This is a genomic window from Xanthocytophaga agilis, assembly GCF_030068605.1.
GTDB lineage: Bacteria > Bacteroidota > Bacteroidia > Cytophagales > 172606-1 > Xanthocytophaga > Xanthocytophaga agilis.
On the sequence record NZ_JASJOU010000001.1, the window covers coordinates 1,507,282 to 1,531,427 of the forward strand.

Consider the following 24,146-nt stretch of genomic DNA (forward strand, 5'->3'; position numbering starts at 1 on the left):
TTCTCATATTCCTGTCAGCACATACACTCCACCTGGCAAAGTTTGTATATCATACAACCAGGTAGTAGACAATCGAGCTGGAGTTAGAGGTGCCTTTTCTGAAATAACAGGAACAGGAGTAGCTTGTAGCTGAAAAAAAGGATTGACATTAGGAATTGCATCATTTACTAGCTTTATCCCTTTTCCTTTGAGTTCATTTGAAACTCTCAGCCTGCAGTTTCCGCCTAAAGTTGAACGAATGATAAGTTTTTGTACTTTTCCTTCTTTCCATATCAGCGATACTATCTCATAACCACCCCGCGTACGTAAACCACTAACAGATCCTTTCTTCCATGCATCTGGTAAGGCTGGCAGTATATGTATAGCCCCATCATGGCTCTGAAGCAACATCTCTGCAATACCAGCAGAACAACCAAAATTTCCATCAATCTGGAAGGGAGGATGTGCATCAAATAAATTAGGGTATGTGCCACCTCCCCCTTCTTTCCGTTTAACAGCTTCTTCAACTGGCACTAACTGGCTTTGGATCAATTTTAACGCACGGTTGCCTTCCAACAAACGTGCCCACCAATTCACCTTCCATCCCATAGACCATCCAGTAGAAACATCACCTCGCTGATTCAAAGTAGTTGCGGCGGCAGCAAAAAGTTCAGGAGTACGATAAGCAGAAATCTGATAACCAGGAAATAACCCATATAGGTGTGAAATGTGTCTATGTTTATCTGCTGGATCATCCAGATCATCCATCCATTCTTGCAGTTGTCCATATTGCCCTATCTGCATAGGCGGTAATCGTTTAATGATAGTTTGCAAAGAATCCCGAAACTCTTTATCTGTTTCCAGAAGTTCAGAGGCTCTGGCTGTGGTAGAAAGTAATTCAAATACAAGCTGGTTGTCCATCGTTACCCCAGCATCCATAGAGATCCCCGGATGTGTATATGGTGCATTTTCAGGAGACATGGAAGGGGCTGTTACCAACCAATGTTTTACAGGATGTTCTGTAAGAAAATCTACAAAAAACAGAGATGCACCCTTCAATAATGGATAAATAGATAAGAGATATTGCTTATCACCTGAATACAGATATTTTTGCCACAGATGTTGGCTCAGCCAGGCACCTCCCATTGGCCACATGCCATAATAAGTTGCATCCACAGGACCTGTTGTACGCCATAAATCCGTATTGTGATGGGCAACCCACCCTCTTGCACCATACATAGTCCTGGCAGTTTGCTGTCCTGTCTGTGACAATTCTTTAACCATTTGTAGTAAAGGCTCATGCATCTCTTCCAGATGACAAACTTCTGCTCCCCAGTAATTCATTTCCGTATTGATATTGATGGTATATTTTGAATCCCAGGGCGGATTCATTGTAGCATTCCATATACCTTGCAAATTAGCAGGTTGCCCACCAGGCGCTGAAGAAGAGATAAGCAGATAACGGCCAAACTGGAAATATAAAGCGACAAGCTGAGGATCATCACCTGTCGCGAAATTTCGTAAACGGACATCTGTGGGGTCTTTCATAGCATCCGTTTTCCCCAGATCCATCTTTACACGATTAAAGTATGACTGATAGATTTTACTATGCATTTTCAGAATATCTGCATACTTTTTAGAAGTAGCTGTATTCAGATATGATCTTGCTTTTACTACTTCATCTCCGGAAATATCATTGTAACTCACAAAATTACTTGCTACAGTGATATATAATGTAGCAGAAGATGCTTTATCAACAGATATAGATGTATCTGTCTGGCTTATCTGTCCGTCTTCAGTATGTATCTTTACATAGGACTGAAATTTTACTTTACCCTCAACACCCTCATGTGTACTCGTATGGCCAGCTAACCCAAGCATGTTATTGTCTAAAGTGGCTCGGGAATTATTTTGAGGACTTTGCAAAAATGTTGTAAATGTAAGACTTTGAAGCTTACTGGCTGTCAAGCGAATTACAACTACTTTCTCCTGGAGTGGAGCTATCACTTCCCGCTTAAAGGTAATCCCATCAACAGTATAAATTGTAGTAGTTTTAGCAGTTGCCAGATCCAGTTCCCGATAATATGCTGAAGGTTTATCATGCCCCTTAAAATTCAGACAAACACTACCTACAGGTTCAAACTTCATCCCATTAGCTTTTTTCTTAAAAGCAATAGTTTTATCCACCAATTTATGTGCTTCCCTTTGTTGCCCTTCAAAAATTAACCTTCGGACTTCTGGTAATACAGATAATAGCTCAGGATCGTCATTCCGATGCGGACTTCCAGACCAGATTGTCCCTTCATTCAGTGTGATTTTTTCCTGCTCTGGATTGCCATATACCATAGCACCTATATAGCCATTGCCAACGGGCAAGGCTGCAGCCCATTGTTCTCCAGCAGGTTGTTTATACCATAGTTTTAAATCATTCTGTGCATTTACGAATACACAGAAAAAGACAATGCAAAAAAGCGTATATAAATATTTTCTCATTTGCCTATTCGTATGGAACCTGTCTAAAATATGTATTAAAGTCTGTAAAAGCATAGTACAAAATATAGTCTCTTCTGCCTTACAAATTGTAAGATAGACAGGAATCGTTAGGAAGTATTGCCACCAATATATCAACAAAATACAATAGCACAATACCAACCAATATATGGCTTACAATTTGATTTTGTAATGTGGTTGTTTTTTTGCAAATCGCATCTGCGTTACGAAGTAACTAACTAAAATACAGAAGCATGTCGGAGCTAGATCCTCAGCTAAGTGGGGCCAAACTAATCAAAAAAGGACTCAACGGAATACTTGTAGTCAATACCCAAAATATTCGCTTTTTAATCAAGCCAGAGTCTATACACTGTGTCCATCTTAACCCTGATATGACAGCTAACTTTGCCAGTCTTGAACAGATGTTTGCCCATGCGAACAAACTACAGTGGGGTACAAAGCTTACTCATATCAATCAGATACAGATACAACATATATTTCGTGTGCCAGGCAGTGCACCTGATAATTGTTAAAAACTATTATTTACAAAGGAAGATCTGGAGGATTAACGCGTTGAGGTATAGTTCCTAGTATTCGTAAAAAATCTTCCAGATCCTGCCTTTCCTGAAGTGTCAGCTTTAATTTTCGTAAAATAGGCGAAATAACCGGACGAAAGCTTTCGTCTACTGTAACGGCACACTGGATAAGAGAAGGATTGTCCATATTATACTATTCAACTACATCCCGCAAAGCAGGAAAGTTGCCATGATACCTCCTTCTCATTTATAATATTCCCATACAACTTTTGTTATATCTTTCATAAGTTGTATTGTAGCTTCATCACTTTCTTTAGTATCTGATACAAACAAAGCAATAGCAAAATGTTTTCCATTAGACAAGTTCACAATACCAATGTCATTAAAAGCAGCCCGCACACCTTGTGCATTCCGGCCTGAAGTACCAGATTTATGTCCTACTACTGCATCCTTTGGTAAGGCGGCCTGAAGGCGTTCAGATCGTATCGAACGTACCAGCAGTTCCCATAAAAAGTCATGCTGCACTTTCTTGAGGAGGTTTCCCTTATAGAATTTTTCAAGTAGCTGAACAGCAGCTATTGGTGTAGACCAGTTGGTAAACTGAACAGACCATGCCTTTTTCATCTCACCTTCTGTAGCAGAGATCTGAATATCCTGTACTCCTGTGCTATGGATATAAGCATTGACTTTTGCAGGTCCACCCACTAGTTCAAATAAGATATCACAGGCATTGTTATCGCTTTGTTCTACGGTGTATCTGAGTAGATCCTTTATCGAAACATGCAGATCCTGATTGGGATAATCTTTTATCATCGGACTCCAGGTATTTGTATCCAGCTTTTCTTTTTTCACATCAATTATCTGGACCAATGACAAAACACCTTCATCTACCTTTTTCAATACAGCTAATCCCAGGTGAAATTTAAAGACACTCTGCATAGGGTAATGTTTTTTATCATTGAATCCCATCTTTTCTCCGGAATCCAGATCCAGCACAGCAACCCCTACATCAGAGTGAGAAGAACGAATGAGACTGGCAATTTTGCCCTCAACTTCTTTTCTGGTAATTGATTGGCTAAACCCCACTGTTGAGCAAAGAAGGAAAATAGTAACGAGACGAAATGTAGTGGTTTGAAGGTAGTTCATATAGACAAAAAACATAAATAAATCAGGTGTTTAAGATAAAGCAAATTGGAGAACCCATTAACATACTCTATGTGGTTTTCATTTAGTTGGATTCAATTACCATAAAAAATGCACTCTCCAACCAGATAGGTTGAAGAGCGCAGGGTATTTACTCTACCAAAGCGGTTATTCTTCTACTCAGAACGTAAACTTTTAATCGGGTTAACCAAAGCTGCTTTAATACTCTGATATCCGATAGTAAGAGCAGCAATAAGAATAGTTATGATTAGTGAAATCAGAAAAATGACCGGACCTAACTGAATATGATATGCAAACTCTTGTAGCCATTGATTCATAAAATACCAGACGAGCGGCCCGGCGATGGCAAACGCAATGAATACAAGCCATATAAACTGACGTGAAAACAACAATACAATGCTACTAACTGACGCACCCAATACTTTTCGTATCCCTACTTCTTTTGTCTTCTGTACTGTCATAAGTGATACCAAACCATACAAGCCCAAACATCCTATCAGAATAGCTATTGTAGCAAAAAGTCTGAAAGCATTGTATACATTTTGTTCCTGTGCATATTTTTTTGCAATGTGTTCATCCAGAAATTCATAAGTAAACAAAGACTCAGGGTTTAGTGCAGTCCAGTCAGCCTCAATAGATGTCAGCGTTTCATGCATCTGCTCCGGACGGAGTTTTACATTGGCCTGCCAGAATTTTTTGGGATCATAGGACAATATACAGGGTCGGATTAATGCATGTTTGGACTCACTCTGAAAATCTTTAACCACTCCTATAATTACACAAGGATCTCCTGCACCACGAATCCTTTTTCCAATAGCATTCTGAGGATCGGAAATACCCAGTTTCCGGATCAAAGCCTGATTCACTACAATTCTCTTTATGCTATCTTCTCCATTGACTTTTCGTATAGGTTCTCCTGCCAGAAGCTTTAGCTGAAACATATCCATATAATTTTCATCAATACGTTTTAACTCTGTCACCTGATTTTCTGTTACTCCAAACTCGGGGGCTATAAAAGGGGCAAAGCTTGAATTATATGCCGGACCAGCGGAAGCCAGACTTATCTGCTGTACACCGGGCTTAGTTGCCAGTTTTTGTAGCAAAACTTCTCTTTTCTCTCCAACCGGAAAGGAAATAACAGCATCTTTCGTAAACCCTAAATCCTGGTTCAGGAAAAAATCCATTTGACTGGCTACAATCAATGTAGCAATAATAATGGCTTGTGTAATGACAAATTGTATGACCACTAATCCCTTACGTAAACCAACCCCACCTACAGACTGATCTGTAATCTTAGACTTAAGAGCCTGAACAGGCTCAAAGCCAGATTGAATAAGTGCCGGATACAATCCTGCCAGCAAAATAGTAAGCAAAACGATTCCGGCAATAATTCCCAGTACATCAGGTTCCATAATCTGTGCACTGCTAAGCCTGATGTCCAGTAATGTTTCTGAGACTGGAATAAAAAAGGAAATTAATACCATAGCTATCATAACTGCTATAAAAACCAGTGTAGAAGTCTCACCAAGCATCTGACCTATCAACTGTCGCCGGTAAGCACCCATGGTTTTTCGCACACCTACTTCTTTAGCACGTCTGATAGCTTGTGCGGTTGCCAGATTCACAAAGTTGATACAGGCTGATAGTATGATAAACACAGCGACCCCCAGTAGTCCATAAATACTTTCTTTGGTTCTGGTTTTAACAACATGTGTCATATAACGTTTATCATAATGGATTTCCTGTAAAGGCTGCAATAGTAATCTGGCCTCCTTTGCAATATCCTTTCCCCAGTTTTTATCTACAAAAGCAGGAAGTAGTGCTTCTACTTTTTGGGCAGATACCTTCTCTGGAAGAGTAACATAGGTAAAACCGCCCTGGATATTCCAAAAGGGAGATTTCTCGGCATCTTTTTGGATGGTTGCCCAGGATATCAGAAATCGAAACGAAAAATGTGTATTGGAAGGAAGATCTTTCATCACACCTGTTACTCTTAAATCCCAGCGATTTTCTAGCTGAATAGTTTTACCGATAGGATTTTCCTTTCCAAAATACTTTTGTGCCGCAGATTCAGTAAGTACAATAGAATTGGGGGACTGAAGAGCCGTTTTCGGATTTCCCTCTAACCAGTTAAAATTAAATACCTGAACAAACTGATCATCTGCAAAAGCAAGTGCTTTTTCACTATACCGTTCAGACCCTATTTTTATCATTCCCTCCTGCCAGTGCCAAAACTGGGAAATATTTTCAGCTTCCGGAAAATCATTTCTCAAGGCAGGTGCAATAGCAAAAGACACACTTGGATTATAATCCAGGGCACGTACAGTCACTCTATACGTTCGGTCTGCCTTGGCATGAAAACTATCATAGGTCAATTCATTGCGAACAATCAGAAGAATAACAATCGTAGCCGCAAGTCCTAATGCCAACCCTGCAATATTGATAAAAGCATAGCTTTTGTGACGGAGCAATCCCCGAACAGCTATTTTTACGTAATTTCGGATCATGGTAGCAGAAAATAAAGGTTGAGTGTAGTGACCAGACTTTTGTTTTCGAAAGAATGGATTGATATAGCGAATCACATTCCATCCATATTCCCTACGGGCTTTGGCTATACCTACCATCTTAGCTCTCCGCTGATAGATTTCATACAGATCGCCCTGCACATCTTCCAACAGATGATCTGATACGAAATATTCCAGCAAACGATCTGCCCAGCGGGGGGGATTGGGAATGGGTTCCATGAGTTTATTCGGTGTGCTTATTCAGAACGTAATGACTTGACAGGATTCATTAAAGCAGCCTTAATTGCCTGAAAACTTACTGTCAGTAAAGTAATTGAGACTGCTGCCACTCCTACTCCTACAAATACCCAGGCATTGATCTGAATCTTGTATGGATAGCTATTGAGCCACTGTTGCATACCAAACCAAGCCAGTGGAGTAGCTATTGCCAATGCGATCAGAATCAGCTTGAGAAAATCTTTGGAAAGAATAAGGATCAGGTTAGCAATGCTGGCACCCAGCACTTTACGGATACCGATTTCTTTGGTGCGTTGTTCTACTACCAATAGAGCTACCGCAAACAATCCCAGACAGGACAATAGAATAGCAACCAAAGAAGCAATTGAAAATATCTGTGACATTTTCTCTTCGCTTTTATACCAGCTGTCGACGTTTTCATCTACAAACGAGCCAATAAATTCAGCACCCGGAGCCACCTCTTTCCAGGTGTCTCTCATCTTGGTCATTGCTGTTTTTACACTCTGCGGAGCTACACGAACAAAAATGTAGCTGATTCCTTCAGTGCTGGAAATATGCATAGTAATTGGCGATTTTTTCTGGGCAAGGGAATACAAATGATAATCGGCAATTAGTCCGATTACCTGGTACTTGGTTCCCCCACTATCTACCTGAAAATAGGAGTTGACGGCTTGTTTTTCGCCAAGTGCCTGCGCCATACTTTCTGTAATCACTACTTTATCAACTGAATCCGCTGCATAGCCACGTTCAAACTCTCGTCCATTCAATAACTTGATGTTGAGGGTTTTCAGATAATCGTAATCTACCAGCAGCCAATCCGTAGTTATATTCTTCCCTTTGTAATCAAATCCGACCATTGCGCGACTTGTAGAATTATCCTTGCCGCGTCCCAGATTTACATTGGAACCACTGATAGCAATCACCGAAGGATCATTGGCGAACTTATTTCGCATCCTTTGTAGTACTTGTCTGCCCTCATACTTGTTGCCAACCGGAATACTGATAATCTGTTCTTTTTCAAAGCCCAGTGGCACAGAACGCAGATAATCTGTTTGCTGAACAGCCAGTATGGTGCAACAGGTAAGCAGACACGACATGGCAAATTGTGTTACGATCAGCGAATTACGCAGAAAGCCAGGACGCTTTAATGTAATTTTGCCCTTGAGTACTTCAATAGCATTGAACAGAGACATCTGCCAGGCTGGATAGCCACCTGCCAGCAAGGTTACAAAGAGAAACATGACCAGTATCCCTACAATAACCCCTGGCTGAAGCACATAGTTCAGGCTAATTTTCCCATCAAATGCGGCATTAAACTCTGGCACCAGCAGCACTACCAGCACTACTCCCGCCATCAGTCCCAGAAAACATACTACCGTTGTTTCACCCCATATCTGCATAAAGAGCTGACTCTTCAAAGCCCCCAGGTATTTACGCACACCTACCTCACGGGCACGGGTAAAGGATCGGGCTATACTTAGATTAATAAAGTTAAAGCAAGCGATAAGCAGAATAAAGAGAGCTATACCCAGCAGTACATATACAACCGTCACAGGAGGTCCACCAGAGAGCTCACTATCAAAGTGAAGCTTGGATAGATTCTGAAACCGCACAGCAGCGATATCGCCACGCTGATCGGGTCGGGCACCCTTCTTTTTCAGGGTTTCAACGGTAGGAGCAAAATACTTTTGCGAGAATGATTTCAGCTTTTTCTGAAGGACTTCAGGATCGGTGTTTTCAGCAAGCTTTACATATACTGTATGAGAGAAATCATCCCACTGATTCTGTCGGCTGTGGTATCCGGGTATATTCTCAATCCGGACTAGCACATCATATCGCACTGTCGAGTTGGTGGGGGCGTCTGCCAGCACTCCAGTTACGATGTAGCTCTTTGTTTCTCCATTGTCTTTGAGTTGAATCTGCTTTCCTATCGGATCTTCTGTGCCAAATAAGGCATTGGCAGTTGTCTCATTTAATACAATATTTCCTAGCTCCTGAAAAGCCGTTTGCCGGTTTCCTTTGATCAGAGGAAATGAAAATATCTTCAGAAAATCTGCATCTACCAAACGTATTACTTTATCCAGCGATTTGTCTTTGTATTCGATAAGGCTTCTCTCGTTCACAAAACGTGTAGCAGCCTCTACCTCCGGATATTCAGCTTTGATAGCAGGAACAAACGGAAGTGGTAACTGTCCTCTTCGCTCTGGCTTATCAGGATTATTAAAAAACAAATAGGCCTGATAAATTCGGTCTTTATCTGCATGAAAGGAGTCAAAAGTAAGCTGATTGTAGGCAGTTAAGAATAAAAATGTGCAGATACAGAAGGCCACTGAAAGGCCTAGTATATTGATAGTGGCATAGCCTTTACTTTTCCAGAGAGAACGCAGGGCTATTTTTATATAGTTTTGAATCATAGAAGTAGAGAATAAAGGTTGAGTGTCATGATTGGATTTATAACTTCTGAAAAAGGGATTGATGTACCGCACAGCATTCCATCCATATTCCCTACGGGCTTTGGCTATACCTACCATCTTAGCTCTTCGCTGATAGATTTCATACAGATCGCCCTGCACATCTTCCAGCAGGCGATCTGATACAAAATATTCCAGCAAACGATCTGCCCAACGAGGGGGATTTGGAATGGGTTCCATAGATTTATTCAGTGTGCTTATTCAGAGCGTAATGACTTGACAGGATTCATTAAGGCAGCCTTGATTGCCTGAAAACTTACAGTAACCAGCGCAATGCCTAAGGCACCCAAGCCTGTCAGCACAAACACCCACCAGGAAATTTGTGTATGGTAAGCATACTTGGAGAGCCATCCATTGAGCAGGTACCAGGATATAGGTGTTGCGATCACAAAGGCAATCAGTACAAGTGCCAGAAAATCTTTGGAGAGTAGTTCCCACAGACTAAATACCGAAGCACCCAATACTTTACGAATACCCACCTCTTTGGTGCGTTGTTCGGCCATATAAGCAGCCAGGCCAAACAATCCCAGACAGGAAATAAAGATGGCTAAGCCTGCAAAGATCCCTGCCAGCTTTCCGATTAGTACTTCCAGATTGAACTTTTTGGCATACGTTACATCGGTAAACTCATAGGTGTAGGGATACGAAGGATTATACTTCGTGAATAATGCTGTAAGCTGCTGGAGAGCGTCCTGTGTTTTGATCTGTGGTGACAACCGATACATCATCTCATCCTGTACATCAGGTGTACATAAAAACATAGTGGGATCAGCCGCTGTGAAAGGAGACATCATAAGAGCATCCTTTACTACTCCTGCAATCTGGTATTGCTTTTCGTTAAAAGTAATTAGCTGACCTATCGGATTTTCTAAGCGTAAGCGCTTAATCGCTGTTTCATTAAAAATAACACTGTTGGTATCTGTTGCACTAAAGAAATTTCGCCCATCTTTTATTGCCATTCCCATTGTTTTAAAATACTCGTTGTCTGTGATAATCACCCCTAACTCTACTGTTTCACCTGCACGTTTTCCAGGCCATTGTTCAGGAGTAGAATGCCAGGAAATATCTGTTGCCGGACTGGAAGAAGTAGTAACGGATTCGATGATTCCCTTCTGAAGCATTTCATTTTTCAATGCAGTATGATTCTTTTGCAGATCTCCATTTACACTCGTTGACAAGAGTCGGTTTACATCATATCCGGTAGGCCGGTCTTTGGCATACTGAACCTGTTGGTAGATGACAATAGCTCCTGTAATCAACGCGATTGAGCAGCTAAACTGGGTGACTACCAATACCTTGCGGGGTAAGGAAGCTGTTTTTCCCATTCGCATAGCCCCCTTCAGCACTTTGACAGGCTGAAAGGAAGACAGATAAAAGGCGGGTCTGCTACCTGCCAGCAAAGCGGTAATCAGAACACATCCTATTGTGATAAGCCAGAAATATACATTGGCAAAAGGAATATGTATGTGTGCGGCTGTTAGAGCGTTAAATGCAGGTAGGATAGCCCAGGATAGGAAGAACGCCAGTACAAAGGCAATTCCTGTGAATACTACAGCTTCTACCAGAAACTGTGCGATAAGCTGTTTGCGTTCGGAACCGATGGACTTACGAATACCTACTTCTTTCGCCCGTTTTTCGCTGCGGGCAGTAGTCAGATTGATAAAGTTGATACAGGCAATAAGCAATACCAACACTCCGATTACACTAAAAATACGCACATATTCAATAAACCCACCACTATCCTTGCCATTGATGTATTCGGAGTATAAATGCCATCGTTGTAATGGCTGCATAATCACTGTAGATCGCATTGCATTGACGTTATCTTTTTCCGTATGTTCGATAGGTCCTATTTTTGCGAGAACCTGATCGTAATCAGCACCTTTTTTCAACTTGACAAAAATCTGGAAAGAATTATTTCCAAAGCTGCCTGTACGGGCCTCTTTTATCCAGGATTTGGTTTGCTCATAGTAGTCAAACGGAACCAGGAAATTAAACTGAAAGGAAGAGTTGGAAGGAATATCTTTTAAAATGCCTGTCACCTTCAGATCGTTGTCATTATCAAAGCGCACGATCTTTCCCATGGCGTTTTCATCGCCAAACAAAGCTTTGGCTGTTGATTCTGTAAGTACAATGGAATAGGCCGAATGTAATGCAGTTTTGGGATCTCCTTCCAGTAGTGGATACTGAAACATTTGCAAAAAATCACGTCCTATCACTGCTCCATTCTTAAATAACTTTGTCTCCCCTACTTTTAATCCATGTGACCCCATCCAGTCACTTTCTGCTACATACTCTATTTCGGGAACTTCACTACGGAGTACATTTGTCAGTTTTAGTGAGGTAGTATTAAAAGTAAGTGTATTATCTCCATTTTCATCAAAGTTACGTTTCACCTGATACAGTTGCTCAGAATCCGGCAGAAAACGGTCATAGGAGTACTGATGATACACCCATAGTCCAATCAGTAAGGCTACACTCATGCCTGTAGCCAGTCCGGCTATATTCAGGAAACTATAAGCTTTGTTAGTCAGTAGCTGCCGCCAGGTGATAATAAAATAGTTTCGTAACATAGTTGTTGATATCAAAGGTTGAGTATAGTGAGTAGTTTTTTGTTTTCTGAAAAACGGATTAATATACCGGATCACATTCCAGCCGTATTCTCTTTGGGCTTTGGCTATACCTACTAGTTTGACTCTTCGCTGATAGATCTCATACAAATCGCCCTGCACGTCTTCCAGCAGATGATCTGATACAAACCATTCCAGCAGGCGGTCTGCCCAGCGAGGGGGTTGTGTAGGATGATTTTTGGTATTCATAATCAACAGAATCAAACAGTCAGTAAAATCGTATCAATAGAGTGTGCAGTATTATTACATTCCAAAAACAAGCAAAGCTGCTGTACAGGCATACGCACTACATGTTAGCAGCACAATTAATACAGTGTAAAAAGAGAGATAGCCGACTACCCGAAAATCTTTTGTAAAGAAAAAATAAACCATACAACATATCAGATAAGTACTATGAGCCAGATAACCCAAAAACACTCCTGTTAGAATCTGAAGATTCAACAAGGCATGCTCATCTCTAAGCGATAGACCATAATAAAAGCGGTATAAGGCATCACTGCCTGCCCAGACATACGGAACAAGCAAAAGCAAATCGATTCCTATATGCCACCGCCAGAATGTTCTGTAAGACCTTTTATGTTCATTTGTATATAGTAATTCTTTATTCATCACACAGACGTTTTAGTAGTTACTGACCGAGTATCTGAAGTTTACCTTCCGGAATAGCTTTCCATAATTTCTGGCGCATCTGTTCCAGTTCTATCAGTGCCCTGCTACCTGCTACTGTCAGTGAAAAAAATCGTTTTCTGCGCCCTCCCCGCTCGGCAGTGGCCCCACCCATCTGTGAAGACAGAAATCCTTTCTCCTCCAGACGATATAAAGTAGCATGTACAGCACTGATGGTAATACTCCGGCCTGTCTGCTCCTGTACCTGCTCCCAGATAGTTACACCATAGGCATCTTCGGTACAGGCAGCTACAATCAGTAAAATGAGTTCTTCAAACTCTCCCAGAAAAGCTCTCCGCATAGGATGGTATTGATTAGTTATCATTTTGCAAACCAAATCATATGCCATAATGTAGACAGGCTCTAAACGCCTTAAAATGGGCTTTTAGCAGGTATAGTGGATATGTTGGTTGTTCACTACCGGACACTCTTTGTCCGGTAGTGAACAACTTTGTCTGTTAAGAGAAAGCATTTTGATAGTTTGAAACTATATCAAGGGGTAAGAAGGGTCGGATGCGGGTCAGTTGCGGGCAAGATATAAGTGATTGATAATCAATGCGGGTAAGAAGGGTAAGATGTTTAGAGCTAAACGGTAGCAGAAGAATAGGAGCAGAAAGGGTTAGTATATGCTATATTTATTATTTTCTTTTATATAATATATATAACACACGTAGTATAGAAAATATTCTTACCCCTTCTTACCCTAACTGATTATCAACTACTTACATCTGACCCGCAACTTACCCGCATCTTACCCTTCTTACCCCTATTGATTATCAGACATTTACTCAAAAATCTAGACAAAAACAGACTATAATCTTAGTGCTTTTTCTATTTTGAACTAAACTCCGGTCGTTTATGACAGTGAACTAAATTCCGGTCAAACAAGAAATTGACCATTATTCGAATATTTCTTGAAAGTGATCAGTATTCTGGTCAAACGCAAAAATGATTCGAACTATGGTCAAAAACGATTTCAACTGGAAGTCTTAAAATATTTTTTTCATTTCATTCATGACCAGAACTCCGGTTATGAATAGATATGTATCAAATTCAGCCTATTTACAGAATCGCCAATCAATAACGACAAATTTTGTTTTTCCGGTTATCTGTTTTACCTTTGTAGCATTACAAACATAATTCATTACTACAATGAGAATATCTAAGTAAATGATGGTCATATACCATCATGCGGTTTCAGCCCCTTCTGGAGCATTTTGGTAATATATATTCATTTGTCAACTACAGATCTCCTACCTGTATTGGCTAAACTTAGATACGATGTAATAGATACCTTAGCAAAAAGCCCTGCTTTTTATCTCTTATCGATGCTTTGCAAATCCGTTCGGTTTGTGTAGCCTCTCTATACTCTATTCTCTCCATTTATTTATCCTCTTTATTGCTATGAGTATCATCCTCAGATCCATTTCCTATATCCATCCCGATCGGGAAGTATTATTTCGTAATCTCACGCTGTCTCTTGCTACAGGAGAGAAAGCGGCTTTCATTGGTCCAAATGGCACTGGCAAGTCTACCCTTTTACAAATCATGGCAGGCCGCCTGCAGGCATCTGAGGGAGACATAACTCTCTCAGAAAAACCCTATTATGTTCCTCAGCATATGGGGCAGTACGATGCCTTTAGCCTAGCAGAAATGCTGGGTGTAGATCAGAAAATAAAGGCACTACGGGCTATCCTGCAAGGAGATGCCTCTCCTGAACATTTTACAGCACTGGATGATGACTGGGAGATTGAAGAACGGGTAAAAGCAGCTCTGGAACTCTGGCAGCTCCAGCATCTGGATCTAGGCCAAACCCTTCAATCGCTGAGTGGAGGAGAAAAAACCAAAGTTTTTCTGGCAGGCATATCCATCCATTCTCCCAAAATTATTCTGATGGATGAACCTTCCAATCACCTGGATACGCACAGTCGTGATCTTCTTTATGCATTTATCAGTGGCAGCAAAGCCACCATTGTAGTAGTTAGTCACGACAGAACATTGTTAAATCTACTCCCTGTTACACTGGAACTCAGCCACAATGGCATTGAGGTGTATGGAGGCAATTATGATTTTTATAAAGAACAGAAAGAAACCAAACTACAGGCTTTGCAGGAACAGGTAGATGACAAAGAAAAGACATTAAAACAGGCACAACAAAAGGCCAGGGAAGTAGCAGAACAACGCCACAAGAAAGAGGCTCGGGGAAAAGCTCACGGACAAAAGCTTGCTTTACCCCGTATCATTGCCAATAGCCGCAAAGGACAGGCTGAGCAAAGTACAGCCAAGCTCAAAGAAGCACACAATGAGAAGATCAGCGGTATTTCAGAAGACCTCAAAGAACTCAAAACACAGATACAAGCTTCTAAAGTATTACAGGTTGATCTGCGAAAATCCGATCTCCATCAGGGAAAAAATCTGATAGCGGCTAAAGCCATCAACTTTGCGTATACACAGCAAAAGCTGTGGTCTTCTCCCCTGTCCTTCCAGATTCGTTCAGGTGATAGAATACGCATATCAGGAAACAACGGAGCAGGCAAAACTACTCTTTTGCATCTCATAACCGGCAAGTTATCACCTTCCGAAGGAGAAGTGTACAGAGCGGACTTTCACTATATTTATATGGATCAGGAGTATTCAGCTATAAAACCTCAGTATTCCATAGTGGAACAAATAGAGAAATTCAATACCCGGCACTTACAGGAACATGAACTCAAAATGCTTCTCTATCAACACCAGTTTGGCCGTGACATGTGGGACAGAAAATGTGCAGACCTCAGTGGTGGTGAAAAGATGAAACTACTTCTCTGCTGTCTGGCAGCCAGCGATAATACTCCGGATATGGTAATACTCGATGAACCTACCAACAATCTGGATATACATAGCCAGGAGGTGTTGACACATGCGATACAAGCCTTTACAGGTACTGTACTGGTTATTTCTCACGATCAGTATTTCATACAACAGATTCAGGCAGAAACAACACTGGAGCTTGGATGATGTTGCATGTGGTATTCTATCACTATCGCATCTATTTAGATAGTGATAGAATAACTTCAGGGTTACTTTACAAAGGATTTTGCATAAATGCTGTACTTTTTATTTTCACTAACGGTTATGCATACCCATACACTCCAGGATTTTCAGGTAAATGTCAGAATTAAGCTTGCAGCTTTGTGGACAGCAGTAATGTTTTGCTATGTATATGGTGATTTTTTCTCGCTATTTGTGCCAGGACGTATCAAACATCTGATGGAAGGTCAGTCTGGAGTAGGTACAACTACTCCTATTTCACTTTTGTGCTTTTCTCTTCTTATGACTGTCCCCAGTCTTATGATCTTTCTATCTCTTGTTCTCAAACCACAGATAAGTCGCTGGTTCAATCTGGTATTTGGAATCTTTTTTACTCTCATAATGACCCTTATACTCATTACCACCAATGATACATGGATGATCTTCTATAGTTATCTGGCAGTTGTGGAAATTGTTCTCACCGGTACCATTGTGTGGTATGCATGGACATGGCCCAGGCAGCAAACACAGGATAACCCTCTGTAGAAGAGAGAGCAGAAACCTGGCTGTAGCATTTATCAGATGTATAGTAGTGTAGAGAATTAGTAACACCTTTAGAGGCCTTATTCTTTATTTTAATAAAATGTAGAAATTACTTAAAGAACCATCTGTTTATCCGTTTTTTTTAGTATATACATCTTCTTGAAAATAAGTCTGTTATAAAAAATCCTGTAAAGTAAGTAAAAACCGCTATACAGCCTGTTTGGCTAGCACATTCAGAATACATTTAGAAGAGATAAATAACAGCAGGCACAGATATTGTTATAACTAGAATCAAGTAAAGAAATATCTCTAAATTATACACCGACTAAATAAAATGGAAAGTAGCGTGTTGATTATCGAAGATGAGACTGTAGTATGCGATCTTCTTACTCGCTTTCTGGAAACAAGACATTACCAGGTGGTATGTGCTCAGACCCTGACAGATGGTCTGGAAAAGGCTAAGGCATTTAAGCCGTCTATAGTACTGATGGATAACAACTTACCTGACGGCAAGGGCGTTGACTATATTTCACAGATTAAAGATATTCTGCCTAATATACGTATCATTGTTCTCAGTGCGATGGATAGTGCACATGTTCAGGCAATAGAAAAGGGTGCGGAACGCTTTATCAGAAAGCCATTTGGTTTCAGACAAATAGAGAATGCAATACAGGCCTAAAATTTCAGGTAAGGTAAGTAGTATTACTTGTTGGTATAGTAGCGTTATCTATATTCATCGAAAATAGTGGTAGAAAGCATATCAGAAGGCAAAATATTCTTTTCTGATCAACTTACCTACAGGCCTGTCTCTGCCTACTGATTTTGACCTTCAAGGAAATAGCATAGTGGAATCGATTCCATGCATGTAAACTAGTTCAGGAAAGTACTATATTTGCCTGTTCTTACTGCTATCCACTCTCTTTCATGGCTCATTTTCCTGTTTCCAGTTCGATTCTATCATCGAATGCATTAAGTCCTTTGCTGCAAAAACAATACAACCTCAGTACATCCGCCACTTGTCGCTTATTAAAAGCAGGAGTTAATCACACCTATCTCATTACAGATCAAACTAACCGTTATATTTTTCGGATCTATAGCCTAAACTGGCGTAGTGAACAGGAAATAACAGAAGAAATCCGCTTACTCCAGCTTGTACAAAATCACAATATAGCGGTTTCAGTAGCCTTACCAGATGTTTCCGGTCAGTATATTCAATCCATCAATGCACCGGAAGGAACACGATTGGGTGTGATGTTTTCGTTTGCCCCTGGCGAAAAATGCCATAGTCTCTCCATAGATCAGCATTATCAGGTGGGTGAAACGATGGCCAGATTCCATCAGGTTACACATAATCTAACGCTACAACGGGTTCAGTATACCCCACAACTATTGTTGATGGATCCTTTTGAGGAACTAAAGAAGTTTCTTCCAACCGATATCCCTGAAATGCAGTTTATGAAATCTGCTCAGAGGTACCTGCTCGACCAACTCACCACGGCCAACCTGCAATCTATTCGTCAGGGAGTAGTACATATGGATATCTGGTTTGATAACCTGAACATCTATGATGATAAAGAGATTACGCTTTTTGACTTTGATTTTTGCGGCAATGGCTGGCTTTGTCATGATATCGCCTATTATCTTCTACAACTTCATAACACAGAAAAAGTAGAAACAGAATACCAAAGCAAAACAGAAAGCTTTCTAAGGGGGTATGAATCCATCACTCCCCTAACGACGGAAGAAAAGCGCCTACTTCCTACACTGGCAGTATGTTCGCATTTCTTTTACTTAGGCGTACAATGTCAGCGTTATGAAAACTGGTCTAATGTATTTCTCAATGATGCCTATCTGAAACGGTACATTCAGGTACTTGTCAAAAAGTATTTTGAGAGTAATCATCTGGGATAGGTGATTGGTTACCTCATTATGTACTTTCTTTATCTAATAGATTTTGCTTCTATATTCCATAGTTCTTTATAGTCCGGAACATTATTCTTCCTACCACCTGTCACTTTTTTGCTTGCCCAAAAAAGTAACCAAAAAAAGGCACTTTTTCCCGATCCTTCCGCCCACAAGGCCAAAGGCCAACCTCGCGGGAAAAAGATTGCCAGCGCACCTATAATACCACTCGTGATTAAAGTGACTATCACGATATTTGTACCATGTGCTTTGTATTATTACTCCTGGTTCTCTTCTTTTCCGAAAAGGATTGTATGATGCCTATGAAGCAAACAAACTATTATGGCAATCGAAAGAAGATAATAACTCAGAATAAAGCAAAGTCATAAATTAGATAATGATTATCAACTATTGGCTCCTTCCGTTTACATTCTGCAGTCAATATGTATTAAAATACAAGTATAGATTAGGAAGTTAATACACTTTTAAGTATATTGTTAACGCTAAAGTCTCGGTAAAAAAGTAAAATTAATACATTGTGTCTTGTCTTTTACAGACAAGCCTTTACTTTTTTGTATACTACTTATAACTATACAGAACACTGAGCTTACGGTAAATGGTCGCTTCTAAAATGGTACTGGAGCAGAGACATCCTCTATCCAAGGGTATATCAATCGAAATTTTTTTATTTTCTTTTCTTACAGGTCTCTATCTGATTCCTCTTTTTCTGGAAAAGTATACACTAACGGATGATGGGCCTGCGCATTTGTATAATGCATTGTTGCTGAAAAATTTCTGGGATGGCAATATTGACTTAATTGACAATTTCTATCAGCTTAATCATCATTTTTCTACTAACTGGATAGGTCATGTAACGCTGGCATTACTGATGTATAGTATTCCAGCAGCTCTGGCTGAGAAAATAATCCTGCTGAGTTACATAGTCGGACTTCCACTGACTTTTCGCTATGCATTGACCCGGCTAAATCCCAATGCAAGTATCTATTCCCTACTGATTTTCCCGTTCCTGTATAGCCAGGTCTTTATGTTTGGCTTTTATAATCAGTCACTTAGCTTTGTACTGTTGTTTCTCTTTATTGGTAAGTGGCTCTCTATTGACTATTATTTTACACGCAGAAACATACTTATATTGACTGGCCTTGTATTATTAATCCTCTTTTCACATCCGCTTACATTTTTATTTTCTGCCCTGATCAGTGGAGCATTTCTTCTGGACCGTTACACCTATCAGCGATCTGGTAACCGATGGTCTTTTATACAATGGAAATCAGGCTTGATAAAATTACTTTCTTTACCCGAAAATTTTCGCCAATCACTGCAATACTGGTTGTTAATATATGCACCTGCCGGATTGCTTTTTGTATACTTTATCTTATCCAACAAAAGTAAAGAGGAAATCTATCTTCCTCATGAGCAACTAGACTTCCTATGGGGTTTAGCCAGTATGACTACTATTCTTGATTCAGATGGTAGTTTACTTACTCAAATCCTCTTTTCTCTACTGTCACTAACACTAGTAATTCTGCTGGTAATTACATTACGCCGTTTACTCTACTACCGTCAATACAAATACTTTCTGGCATTTGTAGTAATAGGTAGTGTGACTTTGGTACTATACTTATTTATGCCTGAACGTATTGCAGGTGGCTTCATCATCCGTCCCCGAATTGGATTTTTATTCTGTACACTGATTATTCTGACCATTGCCACCTATTCCTCAGAACCTGTTTCTGACCGAATGCAAAAATCAATTCTTTTGCTAACATTTTTTCTGGCAACAGGATTTCTCGTTCGTCAGATCCGGTATATGAATACGCTTTCTATGGAAATGGAGGAGATTTTAACAGCAGAGCGTTTTATTCCTTCTCATGCCGTAGTTTTGCCTTATACATCTATTGAATATGATACACGGCTTAAAAATCCGGAACATCTGCCCCGACATTTTATACATATATCCAACTATCTGTGTTTGGGAGACCAACAAGTATGTTTACACAATTACCAGGCTCAATACAATTATTTTCCTATCAATGGAAGACAATGGGACTTTGTCAAAGATCCTGTCATTGATCAACTCTCGCCCAAAAAACCGCTCAACATCGCTGGCTTTGAGCAATTATCTCACGGACAAATTACCCATGTTGTACTGATTGGAACCACAGAACGGGACCCTAAGCTCACTTCAACCAGGAGTGAATTAGCAAGTGAGTTTCACAAAGTATACACATCTGCCCATCAACTGGTTACTGTATATGAACGTAATTCGTTTAGTGTCCGGTGATAGTCAAAAGATGTTTTAAAAAATAATCCATTAGTCTTTCCTCAACCAAAAGAAGACTAATGGACTAAAACTAAACTGCATATACTATTATCAACCACTAATTTCGTATACTATCGGAAATCCTCTTAATGATTACCGGAAGCAGTTTGTTGTGTGTGTGATTTCTGGTTAAACGGCTCAAAGGTAAGAGAGATAGAGTTCATACAGAATCGCTTGTAAGTAGGTGCAGGACCATCATCAAAAATATGTCCCAAGTGAGAGTCACAACGGCTACAGATTACCTCTACTCTATGCATCCCATATGAATTATCTTCTTTGTAAATCACACTATTAGGACGAACTGCCTCAAAGAAGCTAGGCCATCCACAACTGCTGGCAAATTTGGCTGTTGAGTTAAACAGCTTATTACCACATACAGCACAATAATAGGTCCCCTTCTCATCCTTATCCCAATATTTACCAGTAAAGGCACGTTCTGTAGCTTGTTCTCTTGCTACAGCATACAAGTCAGCCGGAAGTATTTTTTTCCATTCAGCATTAGACACATTCAGGTGTGTGGTATCGGTTTGGGAATAATACGGATTTGTCATAGGTTTTCCTTTCTTTTCATTTTGTCCCTGTACGCAACTGGTACAGAGCACGGTACAAACAATACTAAATACAATAAGTATGGCCTTTATGCCTGGTCTGTTTTTCATTGTAATTTTTTTTGGGGTTGACAATGGATCTGTAGATTGTCCAGACAACAGAAAAATCTTTCTTACCCTATAAACGGTTTATTTAAACGCAATGTTCATTTTATGTCTGTTTTCTAAAATCCGTGTTAGATTCTTTCTCTGTTATCCATCTGACAAACTTACGTAAAACAACTATGACCGGATCTTAGAAAAAAGAATTACCTACTGATAGTCACTACTTATCTCGTTTCTGAGGAAGATTCCAGGTAACGGTAGTATAGTAAAATCCACCAATCTGAGGGCCACCCAGAAAAGATACATAGTAGTGATTGAACAGATTAGTAGCACCTATACGACTATCTAATGCACCAGAAAAATGATACGACACCTGAGCATCTACCGTAGAATAAGAAGGCACATCTCCATTTACCAGAAAAGACTGCCAGTAATAACGGCTTTGCCACTTATAGGTCAGTCCGGCACCCAAACCTTTCCAGATATGCTCATGAGCAATTCCCATATTCAATGTCCACTGTGGCGTATTAAACCCGTCTTCCAGTCCGTCATTGGAAGTTTTATGATCCAGTCTGGAAAACGATACATTGCCTCGTAATGACAAATCAGATGTAAGCATATACCGAAGTCCAACACTGGCTCCGTAGTTGTATACAGTAGTTTTAGAATTAGTCCATAAACGGTATCTGTCCTGTTTGGTACGGTCATACATATAAAAAGCCAGAGAATCCGGATTACTCCCTTTGGGAATATTGGCTTCAATCTGAGCCATAAAATTCTGATAGTAATTGTAATAAAAGTCTGCGTCCACATACAAATCCCCATCCAGCCACAACCCTTTATATCCCACCTCCAGCGACTGAATCTTCTCAGGTTTCAGATATGTATAGGTATTACGGGTAATTAACCCTGCATTCGCGACAATAAGACTATCCCGTTTGGAGGCGCCCAGCTTGTTCACTCCTGCATTGACAGCAGATACAAAGGCATCTACAGAAGATCGGATATAAGAATTTTCAAAAATACCATTCGACATCACAGGCAACCCTCCTACCCTTTTTACTCCTCCACTAGTAACATTCGAAAAGCCTTCAAAAATGCTGGGAAAGCGATATCCACTCTGGAAGGAAGTTCTGAAGTGATGCATCTCTGATGGAGAATACACAACTGTAACACGCGGGTTCCATTTCAGGGTAAAGTAATCTGACTTATCCCATCGCAATGTCAACCCTACCTTCACCTTAGACTGTGCAAAAGACCGGTTTAGCTGAACAAACCCACCTGTTTTTCCATAGACCAGATTTTTGCCTGGCTCTGTAGGATTGATGAAATAATTGCCGTCAGGTACAATACTATACCGTCGATGGTCAAATCCCAGATTAATGTCAATACCACTAGTGTTCTTAAATCCTTTCAAAAGGTTTTCGCCCAGATTGGCTTGCCCTTCTATATGAAACAGATACGCTTTTACCCGTAAGGCTGCACCAATGTCCCAGTTATTTACTGTTCGCAGTGTATCTATCTGCTTCTGAAATGCAGCAGTTCCTGGTACAGGCCTGCCTGCATCTGCAGCCTGACGGGCCACTTGTAGGGCATCAATAGTACTTTTATCTTGGGCAATAGCCTGAGTAAACCCCTGTGTAAAATCAGAGAACCACGTGTTATCTGTTTTATATCCACGATCGATATTTTCGGCCATAGATCGTAGATTGTACGAATTTCTCGTATTTTCAGACGTCAGATACGTTCGAAGCTGCCAGCCGGGAGCACGCCACTGAATGCTATACTGACCAAGCAGATAGTCTTCCAGACGGAACCGATTGGATCGCTGATAAATAGAATTCAGATAGGCAATCCGGTAGGCATAGATAACTTCGTGTCCCTTTACAGGACGCCAGTGTAAAGCAATGTCACCCTTCCAGTTTCGCAGATGATAATCAGTCACATCCTTTTCTGCATATCCGGTACGGGCTACTACAATATTTTTTCCATTTAAGGATAGCGTGCGTCGGTTAGCGGATTCATTTCCATAGGAATTTACAGGGTCTATTGCCGGATTGTCTGATCCAGTAAGTCCGGCCGAAGCATTGCCATTGGGAAACAAATCGGCTCTGTCATCAGCAATCCAGTCATAGCCACCTGTGTAGGAACCATTGATCTTAAAAGCCAGTTTAGACGAAAGTTTTTGTGCGTAACGCAAAGCCGTTTCAGAATACAACTGAGGAGAGATCTGTTTGTCAGCCACATGGTTTATACCTACCTTTTGCTGTATACTCAGACCTGTATGTTCAAAAGGATTTCGGGTGAGAATATTGGCCAGGCCATTGATGGCATTCATTCCATACAACGCAGAAGCTGTACCCGGAATAACTTCCACACTCTCTACATCCAGATCTCCCGGAGCCATTGCACTGGCAATCGGAGCACCAATATGCGGAGCCTGGTTATCCATTCCATCCACAAGCTGCACAAACCGCACATTGGTAGTATTGGCAAATCCACGGGTATTGAGCACTTTAAATCCAAGGCTGGGTACAATCATCTGCACTCCTTTGATATTCTCCAATGCATCAAAATAGGATGGCTGTGCCGAAAAGCGAATATCCCGGCTACTCATCTTTTCAATACTAACAGGAGATTGCAGAAGTTTCTCTTCCATCCGGGAAGCAGATACCACAATCTCCGACAATGTAAATGTCTTTCCTGTTATAGAAGTATCTGTTCGTTGACTGGTTCGTGTAGAATCACGTGGGGATTGGGCAAAAGTATTACCTACAACCAGACAAAAAATAGCAATCAGAGTTGATGATAAGGGGTCAATATGCTTCATGCAAGTGATTCGTTATTTCCTTGTAAATATATCGATTCCTACGAAACTATCTTGTGTGTTACTTTTCTTTTCCTACCTACTCTTAGTGATTAAGATAGCTGTTGTATATCCATTTAATTATTACATTCTATTATTTTACAACAGAAAGAAATAACATTTCCTAAGCCAAT

16 protein-coding genes are annotated in these 24,146 nt (G+C 40.5%); 6 read left to right on the plus strand and 10 right to left on the minus strand.

Annotation, left to right across the window (positions count from 1 at the left end; genetic code table 11):
* Positions 1-3: 3 nt before the first annotated feature.
* Positions 4-2,472 carry a glycoside hydrolase family 95 protein gene (locus QNI22_RS06220; protein WP_314509756.1) on the minus strand — a complete coding sequence of 823 codons (2,469 nt, stop codon included), beginning with the start codon at positions 2,470-2,472 and terminating at the stop codon, positions 4-6.
* Between the two features lie 251 nt (positions 2,473-2,723).
* On the opposite strand from QNI22_RS06220, the gene QNI22_RS06225 reads away from it, so the two are divergent.
* The gene (locus tag QNI22_RS06225; protein WP_314509757.1) at positions 2,724-3,002 is read left to right on the plus strand and encodes a hypothetical protein; all 279 of its coding nucleotides are present in this window, start codon (positions 2,724-2,726) and stop codon (positions 3,000-3,002) included.
* A 10-nt stretch (positions 3,003-3,012) separates the two neighbouring features.
* Here QNI22_RS06225 and QNI22_RS06230 read toward each other — a convergent pair whose 3' ends face one another.
* The 7 genes from QNI22_RS06230 to QNI22_RS06260 form a co-directional block, all read right to left on the minus strand.
* Positions 3,013-3,192: a hypothetical protein gene (locus QNI22_RS06230; protein ID WP_314509758.1), complete on the minus strand. Its 180-nt coding sequence runs from the start codon at positions 3,190-3,192 to the stop codon at positions 3,013-3,015.
* Between the two features lie 56 nt (positions 3,193-3,248).
* On the minus strand, positions 3,249-4,166 hold the full coding sequence (gene bla / locus QNI22_RS06235; protein ID WP_314509759.1) for a class A beta-lactamase, subclass A2: 918 nt from the start codon (positions 4,164-4,166) through the stop codon (positions 3,249-3,251).
* A 158-nt stretch (positions 4,167-4,324) separates the two neighbouring features.
* Positions 4,325-6,913 (minus strand): ABC transporter permease, encoded by a 2,589-nt coding sequence (locus QNI22_RS06240; RefSeq protein WP_314509760.1) that lies wholly within the window; start codon positions 6,911-6,913, stop codon positions 4,325-4,327.
* A 17-nt stretch (positions 6,914-6,930) separates the two neighbouring features.
* Positions 6,931-9,582 (minus strand): ABC transporter permease, encoded by a 2,652-nt coding sequence (locus QNI22_RS06245; RefSeq protein ID WP_314509761.1) that lies wholly within the window; start codon positions 9,580-9,582, stop codon positions 6,931-6,933.
* 17 nt (positions 9,583-9,599) lie between these two features.
* The gene (locus QNI22_RS06250; RefSeq protein WP_314509762.1) at positions 9,600-12,221 is read right to left on the minus strand and encodes an ABC transporter permease; all 2,622 of its coding nucleotides are present in this window, start codon (positions 12,219-12,221) and stop codon (positions 9,600-9,602) included.
* A gap of 54 nt (positions 12,222-12,275) precedes the next feature.
* A complete protein-coding gene (locus QNI22_RS06255) occupies positions 12,276-12,641 on the minus strand; it encodes a hypothetical protein (RefSeq protein WP_313988967.1) in 366 nt (121 codons plus the stop codon).
* A 19-nt stretch (positions 12,642-12,660) separates the two neighbouring features.
* Positions 12,661-12,999, minus strand: coding sequence for a PadR family transcriptional regulator (locus QNI22_RS06260; RefSeq protein ID WP_313988964.1), 339 nt, complete (start codon positions 12,997-12,999; stop codon positions 12,661-12,663).
* Between the two features lie 1,103 nt (positions 13,000-14,102).
* Here QNI22_RS06260 and QNI22_RS06265 point away from each other — a divergent pair.
* The 5 genes from QNI22_RS06265 to QNI22_RS06285 all read left to right on the plus strand — a co-directional run bounded on the left by QNI22_RS06265 (position 14,103) and on the right by QNI22_RS06285 (position 20,454).
* Positions 14,103-15,695 (plus strand): ABC-F family ATP-binding cassette domain-containing protein, encoded by a 1,593-nt coding sequence (locus QNI22_RS06265; RefSeq protein ID WP_314509763.1) that lies wholly within the window; start codon positions 14,103-14,105, stop codon positions 15,693-15,695.
* A 117-nt stretch (positions 15,696-15,812) separates the two neighbouring features.
* On the plus strand, positions 15,813-16,253 hold the full coding sequence (locus QNI22_RS06270) for a DUF6326 family protein (RefSeq protein ID WP_314509764.1): 441 nt from the start codon (positions 15,813-15,815) through the stop codon (positions 16,251-16,253).
* Positions 16,254-16,584: 331 nt separating this feature from the next.
* The gene (locus tag QNI22_RS06275) at positions 16,585-16,929 is read left to right on the plus strand and encodes a response regulator (RefSeq protein ID WP_313988957.1); all 345 of its coding nucleotides are present in this window, start codon (positions 16,585-16,587) and stop codon (positions 16,927-16,929) included.
* 245 nt (positions 16,930-17,174) lie between these two features.
* On the plus strand, positions 17,175-18,161 hold the full coding sequence (locus tag QNI22_RS06280) for a phosphotransferase enzyme family protein (protein ID WP_314509765.1): 987 nt from the start codon (positions 17,175-17,177) through the stop codon (positions 18,159-18,161).
* Between the two features lie 607 nt (positions 18,162-18,768).
* On the plus strand, positions 18,769-20,454 hold the full coding sequence (locus tag QNI22_RS06285) for a hypothetical protein (RefSeq protein WP_314509766.1): 1,686 nt from the start codon (positions 18,769-18,771) through the stop codon (positions 20,452-20,454).
* Between the two features lie 125 nt (positions 20,455-20,579).
* Here the strand turns inward: QNI22_RS06285 and msrB are convergent, their stop codons facing one another.
* Positions 20,580-21,152 carry a peptide-methionine (R)-S-oxide reductase MsrB gene (gene msrB / locus QNI22_RS06290; protein WP_314509767.1) on the minus strand — a complete coding sequence of 191 codons (573 nt, stop codon included), beginning with the start codon at positions 21,150-21,152 and terminating at the stop codon, positions 20,580-20,582.
* Positions 21,153-21,366: 214 nt separating this feature from the next.
* On the minus strand, positions 21,367-23,976 hold the full coding sequence (locus QNI22_RS06295) for a TonB-dependent receptor (RefSeq protein ID WP_314509768.1): 2,610 nt from the start codon (positions 23,974-23,976) through the stop codon (positions 21,367-21,369).
* Positions 23,977-24,146 lie beyond the last annotated feature (170 nt).

What these genes read in the sequence shown, in the direction of transcription:
- QNI22_RS06220 (WP_314509756.1), bottom strand. Translation starts at nt 2,472, where the DNA reads ATGAGAAAATATTTATATACGCTTTTTTGCATTGTCTTTTTCTGTGTA.
- QNI22_RS06225 (WP_314509757.1), top strand. Translation starts at nt 2,724, where the DNA reads ATGTCGGAGCTAGATCCTCAGCTAAGTGGGGCCAAACTAATCAAAAAA.
- QNI22_RS06230 (WP_314509758.1), bottom strand. Translation starts at nt 3,192, where the DNA reads ATGGACAATCCTTCTCTTATCCAGTGTGCCGTTACAGTAGACGAAAGC.
- bla (WP_314509759.1), bottom strand. Translation starts at nt 4,166, where the DNA reads ATGTTTTTTGTCTATATGAACTACCTTCAAACCACTACATTTCGTCTC.
- QNI22_RS06240 (WP_314509760.1), bottom strand. Translation starts at nt 6,913, where the DNA reads ATGGAACCCATTCCCAATCCCCCCCGCTGGGCAGATCGTTTGCTGGAA.
- QNI22_RS06245 (WP_314509761.1), bottom strand. Translation starts at nt 9,582, where the DNA reads ATGGAACCCATTCCAAATCCCCCTCGTTGGGCAGATCGTTTGCTGGAA.
- QNI22_RS06250 (WP_314509762.1), bottom strand. Translation starts at nt 12,221, where the DNA reads ATGAATACCAAAAATCATCCTACACAACCCCCTCGCTGGGCAGACCGC.
- QNI22_RS06255 (WP_313988967.1), bottom strand. Translation starts at nt 12,641, where the DNA reads ATGAATAAAGAATTACTATATACAAATGAACATAAAAGGTCTTACAGA.
- QNI22_RS06260 (WP_313988964.1), bottom strand. Translation starts at nt 12,999, where the DNA reads ATGCGGAGAGCTTTTCTGGGAGAGTTTGAAGAACTCATTTTACTGATT.
- QNI22_RS06265 (WP_314509763.1), top strand. Translation starts at nt 14,103, where the DNA reads ATGAGTATCATCCTCAGATCCATTTCCTATATCCATCCCGATCGGGAA.
- QNI22_RS06270 (WP_314509764.1), top strand. Translation starts at nt 15,813, where the DNA reads ATGCATACCCATACACTCCAGGATTTTCAGGTAAATGTCAGAATTAAG.
- QNI22_RS06275 (WP_313988957.1), top strand. Translation starts at nt 16,585, where the DNA reads ATGGAAAGTAGCGTGTTGATTATCGAAGATGAGACTGTAGTATGCGAT.
- QNI22_RS06280 (WP_314509765.1), top strand. Translation starts at nt 17,175, where the DNA reads ATGGCTCATTTTCCTGTTTCCAGTTCGATTCTATCATCGAATGCATTA.
- QNI22_RS06285 (WP_314509766.1), top strand. Translation starts at nt 18,769, where the DNA reads ATGGTCGCTTCTAAAATGGTACTGGAGCAGAGACATCCTCTATCCAAG.
- msrB (WP_314509767.1), bottom strand. Translation starts at nt 21,152, where the DNA reads ATGAAAAACAGACCAGGCATAAAGGCCATACTTATTGTATTTAGTATT.
- QNI22_RS06295 (WP_314509768.1), bottom strand. Translation starts at nt 23,976, where the DNA reads ATGAAGCATATTGACCCCTTATCATCAACTCTGATTGCTATTTTTTGT.